The 18,230-nt window shown below is 74.6% G+C and carries 21 protein-coding genes and 1 tRNA gene; 9 read left to right on the top strand and 13 right to left on the bottom strand.

What is annotated here, in order from left to right; all coding sequences use genetic code 11:
* Positions 1-129 precede the first annotated feature (129 nt).
* Positions 130-205: transfer RNA gene (locus ACI78T_RS05115), tRNA-Arg, on the top strand.
* Positions 206-234: 29 nt separating this feature from the next.
* Here the strand turns inward: ACI78T_RS05115 and ACI78T_RS05110 are convergent.
* Positions 235-2,172: a PKD domain-containing protein gene (locus tag ACI78T_RS05110; RefSeq protein WP_456557004.1), complete on the bottom strand. Its 1,938-nt coding sequence runs from the start codon at positions 2,170-2,172 to the stop codon at positions 235-237.
* 242 nt (positions 2,173-2,414) lie between these two features.
* Here ACI78T_RS05110 and ACI78T_RS05105 point away from each other — a divergent pair, with 242 nt between their 5' ends.
* Entirely contained in the window at positions 2,415-2,789 is a 375-nt protein-coding gene (locus tag ACI78T_RS05105) for a hypothetical protein (RefSeq protein ID WP_456557003.1), read from the top strand.
* On the opposite strand, the gene ACI78T_RS05100 is transcribed toward ACI78T_RS05105, so the two are convergent.
* A complete protein-coding gene (locus tag ACI78T_RS05100) occupies positions 2,725-3,627 on the bottom strand; it encodes an alpha/beta fold hydrolase (RefSeq protein ID WP_456557002.1) in 903 nt (300 codons plus the stop codon). The genes ACI78T_RS05105 and ACI78T_RS05100 overlap by 65 nt on opposite strands.
* Before the next feature lie 96 nt (positions 3,628-3,723).
* Between ACI78T_RS05100 and ACI78T_RS05095 the strand changes: the two genes are divergently transcribed.
* From ACI78T_RS05095 to ACI78T_RS05080, 4 genes are read left to right on the top strand one after another with little or no spacing between them, the layout of a single operon-like run.
* Entirely contained in the window at positions 3,724-4,170 is a 447-nt protein-coding gene (locus ACI78T_RS05095) for an SRPBCC family protein (RefSeq protein WP_456557001.1), read from the top strand.
* A gap of 39 nt (positions 4,171-4,209) precedes the next feature.
* Positions 4,210-5,067, top strand: a complete 858-nt coding sequence (locus tag ACI78T_RS05090) for an NAD-dependent protein deacetylase (protein WP_456557000.1) — start codon at positions 4,210-4,212, stop codon at positions 5,065-5,067.
* Positions 5,064-5,369: a biopolymer transporter Tol gene (locus ACI78T_RS05085; protein ID WP_456556999.1), complete on the top strand. Its 306-nt coding sequence runs from the start codon at positions 5,064-5,066 to the stop codon at positions 5,367-5,369. Before ACI78T_RS05090 ends, ACI78T_RS05085 begins: the two co-directional genes overlap by 4 nt.
* Positions 5,370-5,384: 15 nt before the next feature.
* Positions 5,385-6,287, top strand: coding sequence for an MSMEG_6728 family protein (locus tag ACI78T_RS05080; RefSeq protein WP_456556998.1), 903 nt, complete (start codon positions 5,385-5,387; stop codon positions 6,285-6,287).
* Here the strand turns inward: ACI78T_RS05080 and ACI78T_RS05075 are convergent.
* Together ACI78T_RS05075 and ACI78T_RS05070 are read right to left on the bottom strand one after the other, a co-directional pair.
* Positions 6,284-6,703, bottom strand: coding sequence for a PaaI family thioesterase (locus ACI78T_RS05075; protein WP_456556997.1), 420 nt, complete (start codon positions 6,701-6,703; stop codon positions 6,284-6,286). The genes ACI78T_RS05080 and ACI78T_RS05075 overlap by 4 nt on opposite strands.
* Positions 6,700-7,056, bottom strand: coding sequence for a VOC family protein (locus ACI78T_RS05070; protein ID WP_456556996.1), 357 nt, complete (start codon positions 7,054-7,056; stop codon positions 6,700-6,702). The genes ACI78T_RS05075 and ACI78T_RS05070 overlap by 4 nt, the downstream gene beginning before the upstream one ends.
* A gap of 117 nt (positions 7,057-7,173) precedes the next feature.
* Between ACI78T_RS05070 and ACI78T_RS05065 the strand changes: the two genes are divergently transcribed.
* Complete coding sequence (locus ACI78T_RS05065) at positions 7,174-7,866, top strand: YbaK/EbsC family protein (RefSeq protein WP_456556995.1); 693 nt, start codon at positions 7,174-7,176, stop codon at positions 7,864-7,866.
* Here ACI78T_RS05065 and mscL read toward each other — a convergent pair whose 3' ends face one another.
* From mscL to ACI78T_RS05045, 4 genes are all read right to left on the bottom strand, one after another.
* On the bottom strand, positions 7,867-8,364 hold the full coding sequence (gene mscL / locus ACI78T_RS05060) for a large conductance mechanosensitive channel protein MscL (protein WP_456556994.1): 498 nt from the start codon (positions 8,362-8,364) through the stop codon (positions 7,867-7,869). It lies immediately after the preceding gene.
* Positions 8,364-8,990: a Flp pilus assembly protein CpaB gene (gene cpaB, locus ACI78T_RS05055; RefSeq protein ID WP_456556993.1), complete on the bottom strand. Its 627-nt coding sequence runs from the start codon at positions 8,988-8,990 to the stop codon at positions 8,364-8,366. The genes mscL and cpaB overlap by 1 nt, the downstream gene beginning before the upstream one ends.
* A 93-nt stretch (positions 8,991-9,083) precedes the next feature.
* Positions 9,084-9,401, bottom strand: a complete 318-nt coding sequence (locus tag ACI78T_RS05050) for an FmdB family zinc ribbon protein (RefSeq protein ID WP_456556992.1) — start codon at positions 9,399-9,401, stop codon at positions 9,084-9,086.
* Positions 9,402-9,553: 152 nt separating this feature from the next.
* Entirely contained in the window at positions 9,554-11,092 is a 1,539-nt protein-coding gene (locus ACI78T_RS05045) for a PP2C family protein-serine/threonine phosphatase (protein ID WP_456556991.1), read from the bottom strand.
* 144 nt (positions 11,093-11,236) lie between these two features.
* Between ACI78T_RS05045 and ACI78T_RS05040 the strand changes: the two genes are divergently transcribed.
* The gene (locus ACI78T_RS05040; protein ID WP_456556990.1) at positions 11,237-11,728 is read left to right on the top strand and encodes a MarR family winged helix-turn-helix transcriptional regulator; all 492 of its coding nucleotides are present in this window, start codon (positions 11,237-11,239) and stop codon (positions 11,726-11,728) included.
* 6 nt (positions 11,729-11,734) lie between these two features.
* Here ACI78T_RS05040 and ACI78T_RS05035 read toward each other — a convergent pair whose 3' ends face one another.
* The 5 genes from ACI78T_RS05035 to ACI78T_RS05015 all read right to left on the bottom strand — a co-directional run bounded on the left by ACI78T_RS05035 (position 11,735) and on the right by ACI78T_RS05015 (position 17,249).
* Positions 11,735-12,451 (bottom strand): AAA family ATPase, encoded by a 717-nt coding sequence (locus ACI78T_RS05035; protein WP_456556989.1) that lies wholly within the window; start codon positions 12,449-12,451, stop codon positions 11,735-11,737.
* Between the two features lie 64 nt (positions 12,452-12,515).
* A complete protein-coding gene (locus tag ACI78T_RS05030) occupies positions 12,516-14,045 on the bottom strand; it encodes a carboxyl transferase domain-containing protein (protein ID WP_456556988.1) in 1,530 nt (509 codons plus the stop codon).
* Positions 14,042-15,220 carry a CaiB/BaiF CoA transferase family protein gene (locus tag ACI78T_RS05025; RefSeq protein ID WP_456556987.1) on the bottom strand — a complete coding sequence of 393 codons (1,179 nt, stop codon included), beginning with the start codon at positions 15,218-15,220 and terminating at the stop codon, positions 14,042-14,044. The genes ACI78T_RS05030 and ACI78T_RS05025 overlap by 4 nt, the downstream gene beginning before the upstream one ends.
* Before the next feature lie 14 nt (positions 15,221-15,234).
* A complete protein-coding gene (locus ACI78T_RS05020) occupies positions 15,235-16,620 on the bottom strand; it encodes an SLC13 family permease (RefSeq protein ID WP_456556986.1) in 1,386 nt (461 codons plus the stop codon).
* 35 nt (positions 16,621-16,655) lie between these two features.
* Positions 16,656-17,249, bottom strand: coding sequence for a 5-formyltetrahydrofolate cyclo-ligase (locus ACI78T_RS05015; RefSeq protein ID WP_456556985.1), 594 nt, complete (start codon positions 17,247-17,249; stop codon positions 16,656-16,658).
* Between the two features lie 26 nt (positions 17,250-17,275).
* Here ACI78T_RS05015 and ACI78T_RS05010 point away from each other — a divergent pair, with 26 nt between their 5' ends.
* Entirely contained in the window at positions 17,276-18,208 is a 933-nt protein-coding gene (locus tag ACI78T_RS05010; protein WP_456556984.1) for a UTP--glucose-1-phosphate uridylyltransferase, read from the top strand.
* The last annotated feature ends 22 nt before the right edge of the window (positions 18,209-18,230 follow it).

Here is an 18,230-nt window from a genome sequence, read left to right as displayed (position 1 = left end):
CCGGAAAGGTAGTCGCGGGATGCACAGGTTGGTCTCACCTGTGGTGACGAGTCGGGTGTGGCGGGTGTTCCCCGGGGCACCGGATAGCCTCTTGCCATCGGCGCGGCGATCACCGCTCGTCACGCCGCCGCCCCCGTAGCTCAGGGGATAGAGCATCGGTTTCCTAAACCGTGTGCCGCAGGTTCGAATCCTGCCGGGGGCACCAGGGCGGCCTGAACGGCCCGGCCGGGCCGTTCAGGCGACCGGCCGGGCGCTCAGGTCGTCGATCCGCACGGTCACCGGCGCGTTGGTGACGCTCCCGGACAGGTACGTCGCCACGCCCACCGCACCGGCGCTCTGCAGGCCCGCGAACGTGTCCGTCGCGGTCGTCTGCCACGCCGTCGGCTCCGGCGTGCCCGCCGGCCACACCTTCAGCCGGAGAGTCGTCGGATTGGTGCCGGTCGTCTGCATGCGGACGGAGAGCTGCGACCCCGCCGCGTAGGTGATCGACGTCGGCAGCGTGACCGCCGGGGCGAGGCCGACCAGCGTGCCGTTCCCCTTCAGCGCGGTGAGCTGGACGGTGATCCGCCCGGTGGCCGACATGACCAGCCGGGCCCGGTACTCGTTGTTGGCGCTGACCCGCCGCCCGACGACGTCGAGGTACAGGCCGTTGCCGGTCGGCACCTTGTCCAGCGACAGCGTCGTGCGGAGGTCGGTGTCGCTGCTCGGCGTCGCACCGAGCCAGGCCGAGCGGCTCTGGCCGGCGCTCGGCGAGGTGATCGCCCCGGACCCGCCGTTGACGGCGAAGTTCGCCGTGGTGCCGTTGACCGACCACGCTCCGCCGACGTCCGCCGTCCCGAGGCCGTTCGTGACGGTGCGCCCGAAGGCGTCGACGACGAAGTCGACCGGTCCCGGAGGTGGCTCGGTGACCGTGACCGGCTTGGTCACGCTGTTCGTCGCCCCAGCGCTGTCGGTGACGGTCAGCGTCACCTGGTACGTGCCTGCCTGGGCGTAGGTGTGGCTGGGCTGGGCGCCGCTGCCCGGGGCGGTGTTGTCGCCGAAGTCCCACGCGTAGGTGGAGATCGGTCCCTCGGGGTCGCTGGAGCCGCGGCCGTCGAAGGTCGCCGTCAGGTTGTTCGTGGTGGACGAGAACGCCGCCGTGGGCCCGGCGTTGGGCGGCGGGGTGCCGCGGTGGATGGCGAAGGTGTCGGTGAACGTCCCGGCCGCGACCGGCACGAACCGTGCGGTCAGGTGGTCGGCCGTCGCCTCGACGTCGAGGAAGCCGTCGGTCGGGCTCAGGTTGCCGCCCGAGGCGGTGGCGAAGTAGCCGGCCTCCGTGTCGGCCAGGTTGACGGTGCGCCGCTCCTGACCGCCCAGTCCGGACGTCGCGAAGACCGTGCCCGCACCCTGGATCATGCTGGCGTCGCTGTCGACGACGCAGTCGGGGTCGGCGGTACCGGCGGGCACGGTCGCGCAACCGGACCTCGGCCCCAGCTGGTGCGTGCGCTGGTAGAGGTGCTCGTGCCCGTGCAGGACCAGGTCGACGCGCTTGCTGATCAGCATGTTGGTGAAGTCGGCGCCGATCTCGCAGGTGTAGTTCCCCATGGAGTAGCAGGGCTTGTGCGCGCTGACGACCACCCACGGGATGCCGTTCGAGCGGGCGCCGTCGATGGCGGCGGCGGTCCAGTTGTAGCGCGGCGACCCGGCGGCGTAGGACCACGTGCTGTCGGGGAACTGGAGCGCCGGCGACACCATGACGAACCGGACGACCGGATCCACCTGCGGGACGTCGACGTAGTACTGCCGCCCGTAGGTCCCGACGGCACCTTCCAGCTGGTTGGGCAGGCAGGCCGAGAAGTCGTTGATGTTGCCGTCCTGGCCGTTGCTCTCGTGGTTCCCGGCGAGGAGCTCGAAGGGGTAACCGGCGCCCATCTTGGACGTGACCCGGTCGCACCACGCCTGTTCGGAGCCCGGGCCCGCATAGGAGAGGTCCCCCAGGGTGACCGTCAGGTCCGGGTCGACGGCCTTCATGCCCGCCAGCACCGAGTCGGTCGTGCCCTTGCTGCCGAAGTCGCCGACGGCGGTGAAGTGCACGACGCCGGCCTCGTCGGCGCTCTGCGCCGGCGATCCGGGACCGACCGCGATCACGACGAGGCCGGCGACGGCGATCTGCGCGAGCATGCGGGTACGCACGGCCGGCCTCCTACTGACGGCACGCGACGCCGCCGTTCCCGTGCGGGAGCCGGTGTGGCCCCCGTCACCGCGGCGCGCACCGTAACTCCGGACGGCGCCCGCCGTAAGGGGTGCTGTCGCGGCCTGGAACCGGCCGGATGGCGGGTTCCCCCTGGCGGGTGACGTGCGGGGCCGGACCTGGCGGTTCCGGCCCGCCGGGGACGGAGGCGCCGCAGGGCAGTCCGGCGAACTAGCGTCAGGCCATGATCGTCGGCCTGGTCGAGCTGGCTCTGGTCATGGCGGTGCTCGGTCTCCTGGCCTTCGGCGCGGTCGCGTTCTGGCGCGCCCTGCAGGGAGAGCCGGGAGGAGCGCGCCGGCTGCCGTCACGGCAGCGGGCCGAGCTCGCGGCGGCCATCGCCCAGGCGCGGTGGGTGCCGGCCCACGAGGAGGTGGACGGGACCACGCGCGTGCTGGTGCGGAAGACCTACACGGGTCTCGACGGCCGGCCGGTCGTGCTCGACGAGCGGGTGCTCGAGTCCTTCCCCGCGCGCGATCCGGCCTGGGAGGCCCGCTTCACCGAGGCGATGTCCGCCGCGCGCTACCGCTGCGAGTACCTGAACGCCGAGGAGGCGGAGTAGCCGCGCGAGCGTCCGCGACCTCGTCCGGACGGGTGCCGGCGTCGTCGGCCTCCCGTGCCTGGCGCGCGGTCCGCTCGACCAGCTCGACGATGGTGCCCGGACGGTCGGACTGCGGCGCGTGGCCGGCGGCCAGCAGCGGGCGGAACCGGGACCTGGGCACCAGCGGCAGGTAGCGGACGGTCTGGCCCATGGCGATCCAGTCGGCGGTGCCCTGGACGAGCAGGACCGGGCAGTCGACGTGCCCCAGCCCGCGGGGGACGTCGAGCAGCAGCGCCCAGAGGAGCATGCGCCAGTAGTCCCGGGAGTCGGCGAAGCCCTCGCGCAGGCCGATCGCCTCCTCCGGGCTGGTGGCCCACGGCCGGGCCTTGAGCGGCAGCATGAGGGCGGTCCGGCCCAGGGCCGAGCGCGACAGCGGGCCGATGAGCGGCGCGACAGTCCGCCCCACCAGCCGGGCGACGGCCATCCCGGTGCCCTGGAGGACGCGCTCGGGCCAGATGTTCAGCCCGGACGGCGCGATCGACACGACCGAGCGGGCCCGGCCGCGCCGCGCCAGCTCGATGGCGACGCGTGCGCCCAGCGAGTTCCCCAGCACGTGTGCCCGGCCGACCCCCACGGCGTCGAGGCTCTGCTCGACCGCGTCCGTGATCGCCGCGACGGTCGGCCGCTGCAGCAGGTGCGGCGAGCGGCCGGCCCCCGGGAGGTCCATGTTGACGACGTCGAACCGCTCCTCCAGCGCGGGCAGGACCGCGGTGAAGTCCCGGCGCGAGCTGCCCCAGCCGTGCAGCAGGAGGAGGGGCTCCCCGGCGCCGGACCGGGTGGAGAACAGCGGTGCGGTCATCCGGGCGCGGTACCCGGTGCGGGCGGCGCCGACCCGTGACCCTCCCCACCGCGCCCGTCGCCCGGGAGGAACCGCGGGGCGCGGCAGGATGGAGCCATGAGCCAGGTCGTCGCCACCGCCGAACGAGTCGTCCGCGCCCCCGCCGAGCAGGTGCGGACAGCCCTCGCCGACTACGAGGGCGCCCGCCGCCGCGCACTGCCGGAGCAGTTCAGCGACTACCGGGTCGAGGCCGGTGGGCAGGGTGCGGGGACGCGGGTGCACTGGCGCTTCGCGGCGACCGCCAAGCGCGTCCGTGACCAGCTGCTGGTCGTCACCGAACCCACCGCCGACTCGCTGGTGGAGTCCGACGCCAACTCTTCGATGGTCACCACGTGGACCGTGCTCCCCGCCGACGCCGGCGTCTCGACGGTGCGGGTGCGGACCACCTGGAACGGCGCGGGCGGGATCGGCGGCTTCTTCGAGCGCACGTTCGCCCCGAAGGGGCTGCGCCGGGTGCACGAGCAGGTCCTGGAGCGTCTCGAGGCGGAGCTCGCCGGCCGCTGAGCCGCGGCACGACCGCCGCCGGGAGGGGACGATGGCCGGGTGACCGCCGCGCCCCTCGCCGACCCCCGCCCGGAGGCGGGGGTCGACGCGCTCGCCGACCTCCTCGCCGACGGCGACGCCGTCGTCCTGTCCGGGGCCGGCCTGTCCACCGACTCCGGCATCCCCGACTACCGGGGGGCCACCGGCAGCCTCCGCCGGCACACGCCGATGACATACCAGACCTTCACCCGCGACCCGCGGGGCCGGCACCGGTACTGGGCGCGCAGCTTCGTGGGCTGGCGGCAGATCCGGGCCGCGCGGCCCAACGACGGGCACCGTGCCGTCGGCGACCTGCAGGCGGCCGGGCTGATCGGCGGCGTCATCACCCAGAACGTCGACGGGCTGCACCAGGCCGGCGGCGCCCGGGACGTCGTCGAGCTGCACGGCGGGCTCGACCGGACCGTCTGCCTCGGCTGCGGTGACGTCGCCGGCCGGGCGGAGCTGGACGAGCGGCTGCGCGCGGCGAACCCGCACTTCGGGCCCCGCACGGACGAGATCAACCCCGACGGCGACGCGGAGCTGCCCGACGAGGTGCTCGACGGCTTCGTGATGGTCGACTGCCAGGCCTGCGGTGGCGGGCCGCTCAAGCCCGACGTCGTCTTCTTCGGCGAGACGGTGCCGCGCGACCGCGTCGAGCACTGCTTCGGCCTGGTCGAGGAAGCAGGGAGCCTCGTCGTCCTAGGCTCGTCGTTGACGGTGATGAGCGGTTACCGGTTCGTGCTGCGGGCCGCGAAGCTCGGCATCCCGGTCGCGATCGTCAACGTCGGGCCGACCCGCGGGGACGCGAAGGCCGACGTGCGCGTCGACGCCCCGCTGGGCGTCGTCCTGCCGGCGCTGGCCGCTCGCCTCGGCGCGTGACCCGCGAGGTCGGCCGGACCGACGACGGCCGGTACGTCGTCGTCAACGGCAGGCGGTGGCGCACCGCCGACCCGGCCCTGCCCGGCGACGTGCGGGAGCGGCTGCTGCACCACCTGGGGGTGGCCCGGTCAGCCGTGCGGACGGCGGGACGCGCGGGCGACGAGGCCGCGGTGGCCGCCGCCCGCGCCCGGGTGCAGCTCGCGAAGACCGGGCTGGGGGAGCGGGGTCCGGCCTGGTGGGACCAGGACGACGCCGAGCGGCGGGCCCGCTGGGAGACCGCGCTGCGCGAGCTCGACGCCTGAAAGAGACTGGCGACGGTGCAGACCTTCCTCCCCGTCGCCGACTTCGCCGAGTCGGCCCGTCTCCTCGACAACCCCCGGCTCGGCAAGCAGCGCGTGGAGTGCCTCCAGGTCCTCCGCGCGCTCGAGCTGCCCGACTACGGCTGGGCCAACCACCCGGTCGTGACCATGTGGCGGGGGCGCACCGCCGGGCTGGTCGTCTACTCCCTGGCGATGGTGCGCATCTGGCGGGAACGCGGCTTCGCCGACACCACCGAGTCGCTCATCGCGGAGTTCGCACCCGACGCCGCGGGTCTGACGCAGGCCGAGGCGGCGGCGGCCGGGCTGCTGCCCAGCTGGGTCGGGGACGAGGAGCTGCACCTGTCGCACCGGTCCAACCTGCTGGCCAAGGACCCGGGCTTCTACCGCGCCCGGTTCCCGGGCGACCCCGACGACCTCCCGTACAAGTGGCCCGGCTCCGACGACGTGCCGCCGACGCCGGCGCCCGAGGGCGTCGGCGTGTGGGTCGTGCGGCCGCGCGCCCACAACGAGCTCGGCGCCTGCCTCGCCGCCGGCGTGGTCGGGCTGGGCACCCAGTCGGGCATCGACGTGGACGCGACCGGCATGACCCCGGCCGAGCTGCGGGTCCTGTCCAAGGAGCTGTCGGGACGGCGCCCCGCCAAGGACCTGCGCCAGCTGTCGGCGTTCCTCGACGAGATGGCGCCCGGCGACCGCGTCGGGCTGCCGGTCGAGCACGGGGCCGGGCTGCTGCTGGGCGAGGTGGTGGGGGACTACCTCTTCCAGGGCCGCGAGCTGCTCCCGCACCGCCGGCCGGCCCGGTGGGAGCGGGTGGTCCCCCGCTCGGCGGCGTTGCCGCCGGCGACGCTGCAGGACCCCCGCGCCCTGTTCCGGGTGGTGCTCGACCCGGCGGCCGTGGCCTAGCTCCCCGGGAGCGGCACGTTCTGCAGGCGCACCTGGCCGCGGGCGACGAGCTTGCCGTCCTCGGCGCGGGTGAGCACCACCTGCCAGAGCTGGAGCGTCCGGCCCTGCTGGATCGGCTCGGCCACCACGTCGACGGCACCCGTGGAGACAGGCCGCACGAAGTCGGTGTTGTTGTTCACGCCCACCGCGAACTGGCCCCGTTCGAGAACCGCGGCGCTGGCCCCGATGCTCGCCGCCGACTCGATGATCGCGCAGTAGACACCACCGTGGACCACCCCCCAGGGCGTGTGCTGGTCGGGGCCCAGCTCCGCGCGGCCGGTGACGCGGGTGCCGGTCATCTCGACGGGGTCGAAGCCGGTGGCGGCGACGAAGGCGCTCGACGACGCCCGGTCGACCGACGGCAGGTCGGTGCTCACGCGTCCCACACCAGGCAGAAGGGGTGCCCGACCGGGTCGGCGTAGACCCGGAAGTCGCCGCCGCCACCGGGGAGCCGCCGGGCGCCGAGGGCCAGCACCTTCGGCTCGGCCTCGTCGACGTCGGCCACGCGGATGTCGAGGTGGAACTGCTGCGGGCGGTTCGGGTCCGGCCAGTCGGGGGGCTGGAGGTCGGGCGCCTGCTGGAACGCGATCCGGTACCCCGCACCGGTGATGACGACCCAGTCGTCGCCCGGCGAGCCCTTCACCTCCATGCCGAGCAGCTGGGCGTAGAAGCCGGCGAGGGCATGGGCGTCGGGTGCGTCGATGACGACGGAGTGCAGCTGACCGATCATGAGCCCATCCTGGTGGCGGGTCGCGGGGGACGACAGGCGGGATGCGGCCGGGAGTCGCCGGGATCCGGCCATCCGGGCGGTGTGGTCGCTCCCTGGGGCGTACCGGAGGATCGGTGCGTGCCCTCTCCCCAGCTCGGCTCCCTGACCTGGCTCCCCGTGGCCGACCGGCCCGACCTCCTGGCTCCGCCGGTCGCGGCGGCGGTGCCGCTGCTCGGCGGCGCCGCCTGGGTCGCCGAGATCGACGACGAGCTGGCCGACACCGCCGCGTTCAGCGAGGCCTACGGGGTGCCCCTCGAGGCGTCGGCGAACTGCGTCGTCGTCGCGGCCCGTCGCGCCGGCCAGACGACCCTCGCCGCCTGCGTCGTCCTCGCCACGACCCGCGCCGACGTCAACGGCCTCGTCCGCCGCCACCTCGACGCCCGCAAGGCGTCGTTCGCGCCGCAGGACGTCGCGGTCGCCGAGTCGGGGATGGCGTTCGGCGGCATCACCCCGCTCGGGCTGCCCGACGGCTGGCCCGTCCTCGTGGACCCGGCCGTCGCCGCCGCGGACCTCCTGGTCATCGGCTCCGGGATCCGGGGCAGCAAGCTCGCCGTGCCGGGCGCGGTGCTGGCCGGCCTGCCGGCGGCGCAGGTGCTGGACGGCCTCGGGCGACCGCTGGCCCCGGTGCCGGCCGAGCCGGCCCCGGCGCCGGCGCGACCGCTCCGGGCGCCGGACGACAGCGATGTCGGGTGGGGCGACCGACCGGCCGACCCGTCCGACGACGACCGCCGCTACCTCGAGGACCGGCCCCCGCACTGGGGGAGCGACTGACTAAGGACCCTCCTGCCCCCCGCCACTCGCAAGGTCGCGGCGGGACCCTGCAGGAGGGCCGTTCCAGGCCGTCCCTGACTGCTGCGCCCGCAGCAGGTCCCGGATCTCCACCAGCAGCTCGACCTGCGTCGGCTCGGCCGGTCCGGCCTCCTCCCCGCGCTTGCGGCGCTCCGCGATCGTCTTCAGGGGCAGCACCACCACGAAGTAGAGGACCGCCGCGGTCAGCACGAACGTGATCAGCTGGTTGACGAACGCGCCCCAGTCGAAGGTCTGGCCGTCGACGGTGAAGGTGCCGCCCGTCACGCCCCCGCCCCCGACGAGGCCGATGAGCGGCTCGAGGAACGAGCTCGTGAACGACCCGACGAGCAGGGTGAACGCGGTCCCGATGACGACGGCGACGGCCAGGTCGACGACGTTGCCGCGCAGCAGGAAGTCCTTGAAGCCCTTGATCATCGCTCCATCCACGCACAGCGGCGGCCCGTCGTCCACGAGGCGCATCAGGGTGGCGGCAGGCTGAGGGTCAGCGTCGCGGTGGTCGACGCCGCCGCGAGCCGGGCGGCGGTCTCCCCGTCCACGGCGAGCAGGAGCAAACCGACGGCCGCGTCACGCTCACCGGCGCCCTCGCCCGGGACGGCGAGGACCAGGGCCGCCGCGGCGACGACCTCCGCCGTGCCGGCGTCGGGTGCGGTCGCCAGGACGTCGACGCGGTCGCCGGCGCGGACGAGCGCGGCCACGGCGAGGTCCGCCAGCCGGACCGGCGCGGCGACCTGCCCCTCCGGCAGCAGGGCGGTCAGGCCGGCACCGACGAGCCGGACGTCGGTGACCGGCTCCCCGGCGCGGACCGGGGCGGCGAGCACCCGTCCGGCGAGGGACGACGGCTCGGGGGTCACGCCGGCGGGGACCGAGCCCGCCGGGAGCCGGGCGACGGAGAGGTCGCCGGTGGTGAGCACCGTGCCGGGCGGTAGGTCGGTCGCGGCCACGGTCACCGCGGCCTCGGCCGCGTGCTCCGCCGTGGCGGGGGAGTCGGGCCGGAGGGCCAGCACCAGGGCGAGGGCGGCGAGCAGCACGGCGGCCCCGCGGCGGGCGGTGTGCAGCGGGTGGCGCGGACGGCGGAGGCGGAGCACCCGCCCAGCCTCGCCCGGGCAGCACCCGCGTGGGAGACGTCCCCGCGGGCTGTGGAGCGAGCCGTCCGCTGTGGACGGCGCCGGCTCACCGGGTCAGTTGGCGGCCTTCGACGAGGAGCCGGACGACGTGCTCGCGGCCGACGTGGACGACGAGCTCTCCTTCGACGACGACGACGTGGAGGAGGACGAGGAACCGCTGGACGACGCGCTCTCCGAGGAGGACGAGGACTTGCGGCTGTCGGTCCGGTAGAAGCCCGAGCCCTTGAAGACCACGCCGACCGAGCCGTAGACCTTGCGCACCGGCGCGCCGCACTCCGGGCACTCGCTCACCGGGGCGTCGCTGAAGGACTGCACGACCTCGAACTCGTGCTTCCCCTCGGGGTTGGTGCAGGCGTACTGGTACGTGGGCACGACGGGTCTCCCTGGTGGTGCGGAAAGTTCGCGGCCGGCTGGCACTCGCACCCGGCGACTGCCAATGATGCGCCATCCGCGCGGGTCCGTCCACGCACCGTGCAGAGCGTCACGCGTCCGCGGGACCCGACGACACCGGCCGGGCCGGTCGGTCAGGCCGAGCCGCTCCACCGCATGCCGAGGATCACCGTGTCGTCCTTCTTGCCGCCGCTGGACAGGGTGGCCATGAGGTCGTCGAGCATCGCGGGGAGCGGGCGGTCCCCGGCTGCCGCGGCCGCCGAGCGGAGGCGGTCCAGACCGGCGTCGATGACCTCGCCGCTGCGCTCCACGGCGCCGTCGGTGAAGGCCAGGAGGGTCGCGGGTCCGGGCACGTCCACGGTCACCGCGGTCGGCGGGGCGGGGCTGGGGATGCCGACCGGCGGGGAGACGGGGCACTCGAGCAGCCGGGCGCCGTCCTCGCCGACGACCACCGGGCCGAAGTGCCCGGCCGACACCAGCCTGAGCCGGCCGGCCGAGACGTCGAGCTGGCCGAGCAGGACCGTTGCGAACTGGTGCTCGGTGTCGATGTCGAGCAGGCAGCGCAGCTTGGTCAGCACCGTCTCGATGCAGTGGCCCTCGGCGAGGTAGGCGCGCACCGCGAAGCGCAGCGACGCCATGGTGGTGGCCGCTGGGAGCCCGCGACCGGACACGTCGCCCACGACGAACACCACGCACCCGGGCCGGACCTCGATGACGTCGTACCAGTCGCCGCCGACCGCCAGCTCGTCGACACCCGCCACGTAGCGGGCGTCGGCCTGGACGCCGCAGAGCTCGGGCAGGACCGGGAGGAGCGCGTGCTGCAGCGTGCCGGCGATGCCGCGCTGCTGGCGGTAGAGCCGGTCGTTCTCGGCGGCGAGCCCCTCCGCCACCGCCCGGCGGCGGGACACGAACTCGACGACGGTCACGGCGCCGACCGCCAGCGCGCAGCCGACCCCCAGCACGATCCACGGCAGGGCCTCCGCCAGCGGCCCGGACAGCGGAGCACGCGAGGCGCCCACGACGGTGACCGAGGTGTCGCCGAACGGCACGCCGGTGCGCTGCGGGTCGCCGCCGATCGGCGTGGGCGCCGTGGCCTGCAGGAGCTGGTCGGGGTCGGCCTGGGTGCCGAGGTACAGGGCCAGGTCGAGACCGGCCAGGGGGGAGCCGTCGTCGGCCGCCGCCTGCTCGCCGTCCGGGAGCGGGGACTCGGCGTACACGAGGAGGTCGCCCGCGCCCTCGGCCGGCATGAGGCCGTACGCCAGCCGGCGCGGCTCGCCCGGGAGGATCCCGAGGATCCGCAGCTGCCCGTCGGGCTGCAGGCCGGTCAGGTCGTCGGCCCCCGCTGCCGGCAGCAACGGCTCCACGCCCTGGAGGGCCAGCTGCTCGGCGCGGCCGTCGGTGACCCGCCACAGCGACAGCGACTGACCGGTCTGCTTCAGCTGCGTCGCCCCGAACCGGGCGAAGGAGCCGGGGTTGGCGTTCGTGTTGACGGCGACGGCACCGACGTCGGCCAGCTGCACCTGCAGCACCGCCGCCTGGGTGCTGAGCAGTGTCCCGACCTGCGCGAGCTGGCGGTCGAGCAGCCGTTCCTCGCTGTGCGTGGTCACCCGCCACGTCAGGAAGGCGAGGATCCCGGTGATCGCCAGCAGCAGGACCGCGACGACGATGCTCACCTTGCGTAGTCGGACGGTAACCATGTCGTTGCGCAGACTAACCGTCGCAGAGGGCGACACGCCCGGGTTCCGGAAAACGGATCCACCGGCCGCCCACGGGGCGGTGGCAACGCCCGTTGCTGGACCTCCACTACGGTCTGCCCCGTGACGGACCGGTGGCTCGACGACGAGCAGCAGCGGACCTGGCGCGCCTGGCTCACGGTGTCGGAGCTGGTGCCCCGCGCGCTGGACGCCCAACTGCAGCGCGACGCCGGGATCAGCCACGCGGCGTACGTCGTCCTGGCGATGCTGTCGGAGTCACCGACCCGCAGCCGGCGGATGAGCGACCTCGCCCGCCGGGCCAACCAGTCGCAGAGCCGGCTGTCGCACACCGTGGCGCGGCTCGAGGAGCGCGGCTGGGTCCGGCGGGAGCGCGCCACGGACGACGGCCGTGGCAACCTCGCCGTCCTCACCGACGCCGGCTGGGACGTGGTGGTCGCGGTCGCTCCCGGGCACGTCGACGCCGTCCGGGAGGCGGTGTTCGGCCCGCTGACCGCCGAGCAGACCCGGGTCCTGGGCGAGGCGTTCGAGGCGATCGCCGGCAAGCTGGACCCCGACCGCAGCCTTCGCGTCCAGGACGGCGCCGACCTCGGCTGATCGGCTTCAGGGGAGGTGGCGGAGGTAGGACTCCGGCCGCTCGAGGAACTGCCGCCAGCTCGCCGTGAGCTCGAGGTCGGGCCACTGCGTCTCGCGCAGCCCCCACGGGCCGACCTCGAGGAGCCTCGCTCCGGGGAGCGCCGCCACGAGGGGGGAGTGGGTGGCGACGACGGTCTGCGCACCCCCGGCGACGAGTTCGGCGAGCATCGTGACCAGAGCCAGCGTGCCGGTGAACGACAGCGCGGCATCGGGCTCGTCCAGCAGGTAGAGGCCCCGCGGCGAGGCCCGTGAGCCCAGCAGGGACAGGAAGCCCTCGCCGTGCGACAGCTCGTGGTACGACACCTCGGGCCGGTGCCAGCTGCGGTTCTCCTCCAGGTAGCTGTACAGGCCGTGCAGGGTCTCGTCACGGAGGAAGTAGGCCCAGCGGTCGGCGCCCGGTGAGCGCTCGACGACCAGGCCGAGGGACCCGGGTTCGCTGGCCCGGGTGACGTGCCGGGCGCCCACGGAGCCGCCCTCGGCGTTGAGCCCCAGGGCGGCCGCGAGCACCTCGAGGACCGTCGACTTCCCCGAGCCGTTCTCGCCCACGAGCACCGTCGCGCCCGGGCCCAGCTCCAGGCCCTCGCGCAGGATGTGGGCCACGGCGGGCACGGTCGCCGGCCAGCCTTCATCCGGCGGCGGGGCCAGCGGGTCCGGCTTCAGTCGGCGCACGGGGCGGCGGTCCACGGCCGCATCCTGGCTCATCGGGCCGCACCCACCCTCACCGTGCGGAGGACGGCGCCGACCTCGGCTAGCGCCCCAGGTGCCGGTACCGGTGCAGCCGGCTCCGGTAGCGCTCGGTGTCGTCGCGGCCCAGCAGCCCGGCCAGCTCCTCGCCGAGCACCCGGCCGAGCCGGAGGCAGAACTCGTTCGGCTCGTCGGCGGCGTCGGGCCGCTCGGGCACGACGCGGTCGACGATCCCGGCCCGCCAGAGGTCGGTCGCCCGGACCCCCTGGTGGGCGGCCATCTCGTCGGCGCGGTCGACGGTGCGGTGCACGATCGCCGATGCGCCCTCGGGAGGCAGCGGGCCCAGCCAGCCGTTGGCCGCCGCCAGGACCCGGTCGGCGGGCACGAGGGCCAGCGCGCCACCGCCGGTGCCCTGGCCGAGGAGCACCGCGAGCGTGGGCGCCTTCAGCACCACCAGGTCGTGCAGGCAGCGGGCGATCTCCCCGGCCAGCCCGCCCTCCTCCGCCTCGCGGGAGAGCGCGGCGCCGGGGGTGTCGATCAGCGTGATCAGCGGCAGCCGCAGCTCCTCGGCCAGGTGCATGCCGCGACGGGCCTCGCGCAGCGCGGCCGGTCCGAGCGGCGCCGACAGCGACTGGCCGCGCCGGTCCTGGCCGAGCACCACGCACGGCGCGCCCCCGAACCGGGCCAGCGCGAGCAGCAGGCCGGGGTCCTTCTCGCCGGCCCCGGTGCCCGACAGCCCGACGACGTCGGTCGCCGCGGTCCGGAGCAGCCGGCGGACGCCGGGCCGGTCCTCCCTTCGCGAGGCCGTCACGACCTCCCACGCGCTCCGGCCGTCCTCGGGGTCGTCGGCGTCGGTGCCGTCCTCCGCCGTGGGCTTCTCCGCGCCGCTCACGTCGGTGTGCCAGGTCTGCCGCGCGGCCAGCACCCGCAAGGCCCGGTCGGCGAGGTCGGCGACCTCCTCGTGCGGGACGACGGCGTCGATCAGCCCGCGCTCGGCCATGTGCTCGGCGGTCTGCACCCCCTCGGGGAACGGCTCGCCGTACAGGGCCTCGTACACCCGCGCGCCGAGGAAGCCGATCGCGGCGCCCGGCTCGGCGATGGTCACGTGCCCGAGCGACCCCCACGAGGCCAGGACCCCGCCGAAGGTCGGGTTGCGCAGGTAGACCAGGTAGGGCAGCCCCGCCTGCTTGTGCCGGGCGATGGCCGCGGTGATCCCCACCATCTGCAGGAAGGCGACGGTGCCCTCCTGCATCCGGGTGCCGCCCGAGACGGGCGCCGCCAGAAGCGGGAGCCCCTCGTCGGTGGCCCGCTCGACGGCCGCGATCAGCCGCTCGGCCGCGGCCACGCCGATGGACCCGGCCAGGAAGCCGAATTCCCCGGCGACCACGGCGACGCGACGGCCGCGCAGCCGCCCCTCGCCGGTGATGATCGACTCGTCCTGCCGCGACTTCTCGGCCGCCGCCCGGAGCTCCGCGGCGTAGGACTCGGGCACGTCGCGCTGGCGGACGGGTGCGTCCCACGACGTCCAGGACCCGGGGTCGAGGACGAGGTCCCGCAGCGACCGGGCGTCGAGGCGGGCCGGCTTCTCCGTCACGACTCCAGCCAGGCGCGGATGGCGTCGCCGTCGGCGCCGAGCACCGGGGGAGCGGTGTGGTCCCGCCGGGTCGTCTCCGTCTCGCCGTCCGGACCGGGGGCGAAGAACCGCAGGGGCGGGCCGGGCAGCTGCAGCCGGCCCAGCGTCGCGTGGTCGACGTCGACGAGCAGTCCCTGGGACAGGGTCTGGTCCCACCCGTAGACCTCGTCGATCGTGCGGACCTTCCCCGCCGGGATGCCGGCGGCCGCGAGGCGGGCCAGGAGCTCCTCGGCGGGGATGTCCGCGAACGCCTCCTCGAGCAGCGCGATGACCTGCTGCCGGTTGTCCACGCGCTCGCCGTTGGTGGCCATGCCCGGGGCCTCGGGGTCGAAGCCGAACTCGGCGCAGAGCTTGCGCCAGAGGCCCTCGGACCCGCAGGACAGCTGCACGCTCCCGCCCCAGCAGTGGAACAGGCCGTAGGGCGCGATCGAGGGGTGGTGGTTGCCCTGCGCGTGGCCGACCTTCCCGGCCACCGTCCACGCCGTCCCCTGGAAGGCGTGCACGCCGACGATCGCCGCCAGGAGCGACGTGCGCACGACCTGGCCGCGTCCGGTCCGCTCGCGCTCCATGAGGGCGGCGAGCACGCCGTAGGCGCCGTACATGCCGGCCAGCAGGTCGCCGATGGGGACGCCGACCCGCTGCGGGTCGTCCGGGCCCGGTCCGGTGAGCGACATCAGCCCGGCCTCGCCCTGGGCGATCTGGTCGTAGCCGGCGCGCCCGCCCTCGGGCCCGTCGTGGCCGAACCCGCTGATCGCCAGGGTCACCAGCCGCGGGTTCAGCTCCGCCAGGACGTCGGTGCCGAACCCGAGGCGGGCCAGCGTGCCCGGCCGGAAGTTCTCCATCAGCACGTCGGCGCGGCGGAGCAGCTCGGTGAGCATGCGCTTGTCGGCCTCGTCCTTGAGGTCGAGGGTGATCGACTCCTTGTTCTTGTTCGTCGACAGGAAGTACGTCGACTCCCGGTCGCCCTGCTCGGGCTGGACGAACGGCGGGCCCCAGCCGCGGGTGTCGTCACCGCTGCCCGGGTTCTCCACCTTGATCACGCGTGCGCCGAGGTCGCCGAGCATCATCGCCGCGTGCGGGCCGGCGAGGGCGCGGGTCAGGTCGACGACGAGGACGCCGTCCAGTGGTCCGGTCATGGGGTGATCCTCGCCTACAGCCAGCCGGGGACGACGAACACCAGCCAGGCGAGGAAGGGACCGACGGCCACGACGATCGCCGAGTAGCCGAGGATCTGCTTGTAGAAGCGGTCCCTGTCGACGTCCTGCGCGTTGGCCAGGACGAGCGCGCCGTTCGTGGAGAACGGGCTCACGTCGACGATCGTGGACGACACCGACAGGGCCACCACCACGCCGACGGCGCCGATGCTGCCCTCCTGCAGGAACGGCACGGCCAGCGCGATCGCGACGCCGATGATCGCCGTCGACGACGCGAACGCCGACACGATGCCGCCGATGTAGCAGAGCAGCAGCGCGATGAGCAGCGGGACGCCGAGACCGATGACCGCCTCGCCGACGTAGTCGATCGCGCCCGCCTCCTGCAGCACGAACACGTAGCTCAGCACGCCGGCGATCAGCAGCACCGTCGACCAGCTGATCTGGCTGACCGCGTTCTTGTGGCGGGCCGCGGCGAACAGCGCGAGGACGGTGGCGACGGTGATCGCGACGAAGCCGATGTCGAGGTCGAAGACCAGCGCCAGGACCGCAACGGCCGCGAGCCCGATCAGCGTGAGGACCTGGTCGAGCGTGACCGGCTGCGGCTGGATGACGCTCGCGTCGCCGCCCGGACCGTCGCCCCGAGCGCCGTCGTCCCGGGCGTCGTCGTCCCGGTCGCCGGGGCCGCCGACCGCCGGCCCGGGTGAGGCGCCGTGACCTCGCACGGTCGTGCTCTCGGCGTGCTCGACCTCGGCCGGCGCCTCGACGACGACCTTCCGGCCGAGCAGCCGGCGGCCGCCCAGCACGAAGAACAGCACCACCGCGATGGCCAGGTTGAAGAAGAGGCTGCCCAGCATGACCGCGAGCGGGCTGCTCGTGAGCCCCTCGTCCTCGACGATCGTGTTCACGGTGACGCCGTAGACGCTGATCGGCGAGAAGCCGCCGCCCTGCGCCCCGTGGATGACCATCATGCCCATGAGCAGCGGGTTGATCCCGTGCCGTGCGGCGAAGGTGAGGGCGATCGGGGCGATGATCGCGACCGCGGCGGGGGAGAGCGCGCCGATGGCGGTCAGCAGCGCGGTGACGAAGAACATGATCCAGGGGATCGCCGCCACGTGGCCGCCCACGAGACGCACCGCGCCTCTGACCAGCAGGTCGACGGTGCCGTTGTTCTGGGCGATCGCGAACAGGTAGGTGACGCCGATCAGCGTCACCACCAGCTCGGCGGGGAAGCCCTCGAGGATGTCGTCGGTGGTGAGCCCCACCGACAGCGTGCCGATGACGAACGCGGCGGTGAAGGCCAGCGCGCCCATGTTGATCGGCAGGAAGGTCGCGATCGCGAAGATCACGACCAGTCCGAGGATGGTGACGATCTCCGGGGACACGAGGTTCTCCCACGACGTCGGCGGCGGGGGTCACCTCACTGTGCGCGGTCGAGCTCCCGCCAGCCACCGGACGGCGTGACGACCGCGGTGACCCGCCGGTCGTGCGGCTCGGCCGGCAGCTCGTCGACCAGCTCGTCGTCGAAGACCACGGCCACCAGGACGGCGTCGTCCCTGACGTAGCGCAGGGCGCGGTCGTAGAAGCCACGCCCGCGGCCCAGGCGGGTGCCGTCGGCGGCCACGGCCAGGGCCGGGACGACGACGACGTCGGCGGTGCCCACGGCGGTGGGGCCCAGCCGCGGCCCGAGCGGCTCCAGCAGGCCGAACCGGCCGGGGGCCAGCCGGCCGGTGTCGACGGCCCAGGCGAGCTCGGTCCCCTCGACCGGGACGACGGGCAGGAGCACCCGGGCGCCGAGCTGGGTGAACGCCGCGGGCACGCGCCCGTGCCCCGGCTCGTCGGGTTCGGGGACGAACGCCGCGAAGGTCCGGCAGCCCGCCAGGCCCCGCAGCAGCGCGGCGGCCACCGCGGCGGCGGCCTGCTCCCGCTCGGCCGCTGGGCGCAGGCGTCGCCGGGCGAGGACGTCGGCGCGCAGCGCGGTCTTGGCTGCGGCGACCTCGGGCACGAGGGTCATGGCCGCAGGCTAGCTAGGCTGCCACCATGTCCAGCCCTTCCTCGCGTCCGGCGCGCAAGGCCGTCATCCCCGTCGCCGGGATGGGAACCCGCTTCCTGCCCGCGACCAAGGCGGTGCCCAAGGAGCTGCTGCCGGTGGTCGACCGGCCGGCGCTGCAGTACATCGTCGAGGAGGCGGCTCGCGCGGGGCTGCCCGAGGTGCTGATGGTCACCGGCCGCAACAAGGCGGCCATCGAGGACTTCTTCGACCGGCACCCCGAGCTCGAGACGGCGCTGGAGAAGAAGGGCGACGCCGACCGGCTGGCCTCGGTGCACGAGTCCACCGAGGTCGCGCAGGTGCACTTCGTCCGCCAGGGCGAGGCGCGGGGCCTCGGGCACGCGGTGCTCCAGGCCGCGGCCTTCGTCGGCGACGAGCCCTTCGCGGTGCTGCTCGGCGACGACCTGATCGACGCCCGCGACCACCTGCTCGAGCACATGCTGGCCGTCCAGGCGGAGCACGGCGGCTCGGTCATCGCGTTGCTCGACGTCGGCCGGGAGAACATCGACAAGTACGGCGCGGTGGCCATCGAGCCCGGCACGCAGACCGCGATCGAGGGCGACGAGGTCGTCACGGTGACCGGGCTGGTGGAGAAGCCGCCCGTCGACGAGGCGCCGAGCAGCCTGGCGATCATCGGCCGCTACGTGCTGTCGCCGACGGTCTTCGACGTGCTGCGCGAGACCGCGCCCGGGCGGGGCGGGGAGATCCAGCTGACCGACGCGCTGGCCACCCTCGTCGAGCGCGGCGAGCCCGTCCACGGCGTCGTCTTCAGCGGCCGGCGGTACGACACCGGCGACCGACTGGACTACCTCAAGGCGGTCATCCGGCTGGCCAGCGAGCGCGACGACCTCGGTCCGCCGCTGCGCGCGTGGCTGCACGAGTTCGTCGCCGACCTGCCCGCCGGTGGCGCGTCGTCGTCCTGACCGGAGGGGTCAAGGGGCACCA

The organism is Blastococcus sp. SYSU D00922, assembly GCF_054050495.1.
The sequence above is the reverse complement of the archived record's forward strand: the minus strand, read 5'-3'. Positions and strand labels throughout refer to the sequence as shown.

Excerpts from the sequence above, each read along its gene's own strand:
- mscL (WP_456556994.1), bottom strand. The coding sequence starts at position 8,364 with ATGCGCCTCGTGGACGACGGGCCGCCGCTGTGCGTGGATGGAGCGATG.
- ACI78T_RS05015 (WP_456556985.1), bottom strand. The coding sequence starts at position 17,249 with ATGACCCTCGTGCCCGAGGTCGCCGCAGCCAAGACCGCGCTGCGCGCC.
- ACI78T_RS05105 (WP_456557003.1), top strand. The coding sequence starts at position 2,415 with ATGATCGTCGGCCTGGTCGAGCTGGCTCTGGTCATGGCGGTGCTCGGT.
- ACI78T_RS05010 (WP_456556984.1), top strand. The coding sequence starts at position 17,276 with ATGTCCAGCCCTTCCTCGCGTCCGGCGCGCAAGGCCGTCATCCCCGTC.
- ACI78T_RS05070 (WP_456556996.1), bottom strand. The coding sequence starts at position 7,056 with ATGATCGGTCAGCTGCACTCCGTCGTCATCGACGCACCCGACGCCCAT.
- ACI78T_RS05025 (WP_456556987.1), bottom strand. The coding sequence starts at position 15,220 with ATGACCGGACCACTGGACGGCGTCCTCGTCGTCGACCTGACCCGCGCC.
- ACI78T_RS05095 (WP_456557001.1), top strand. The coding sequence starts at position 3,724 with ATGAGCCAGGTCGTCGCCACCGCCGAACGAGTCGTCCGCGCCCCCGCC.
- ACI78T_RS05100 (WP_456557002.1), bottom strand. The coding sequence starts at position 3,627 with ATGACCGCACCGCTGTTCTCCACCCGGTCCGGCGCCGGGGAGCCCCTC.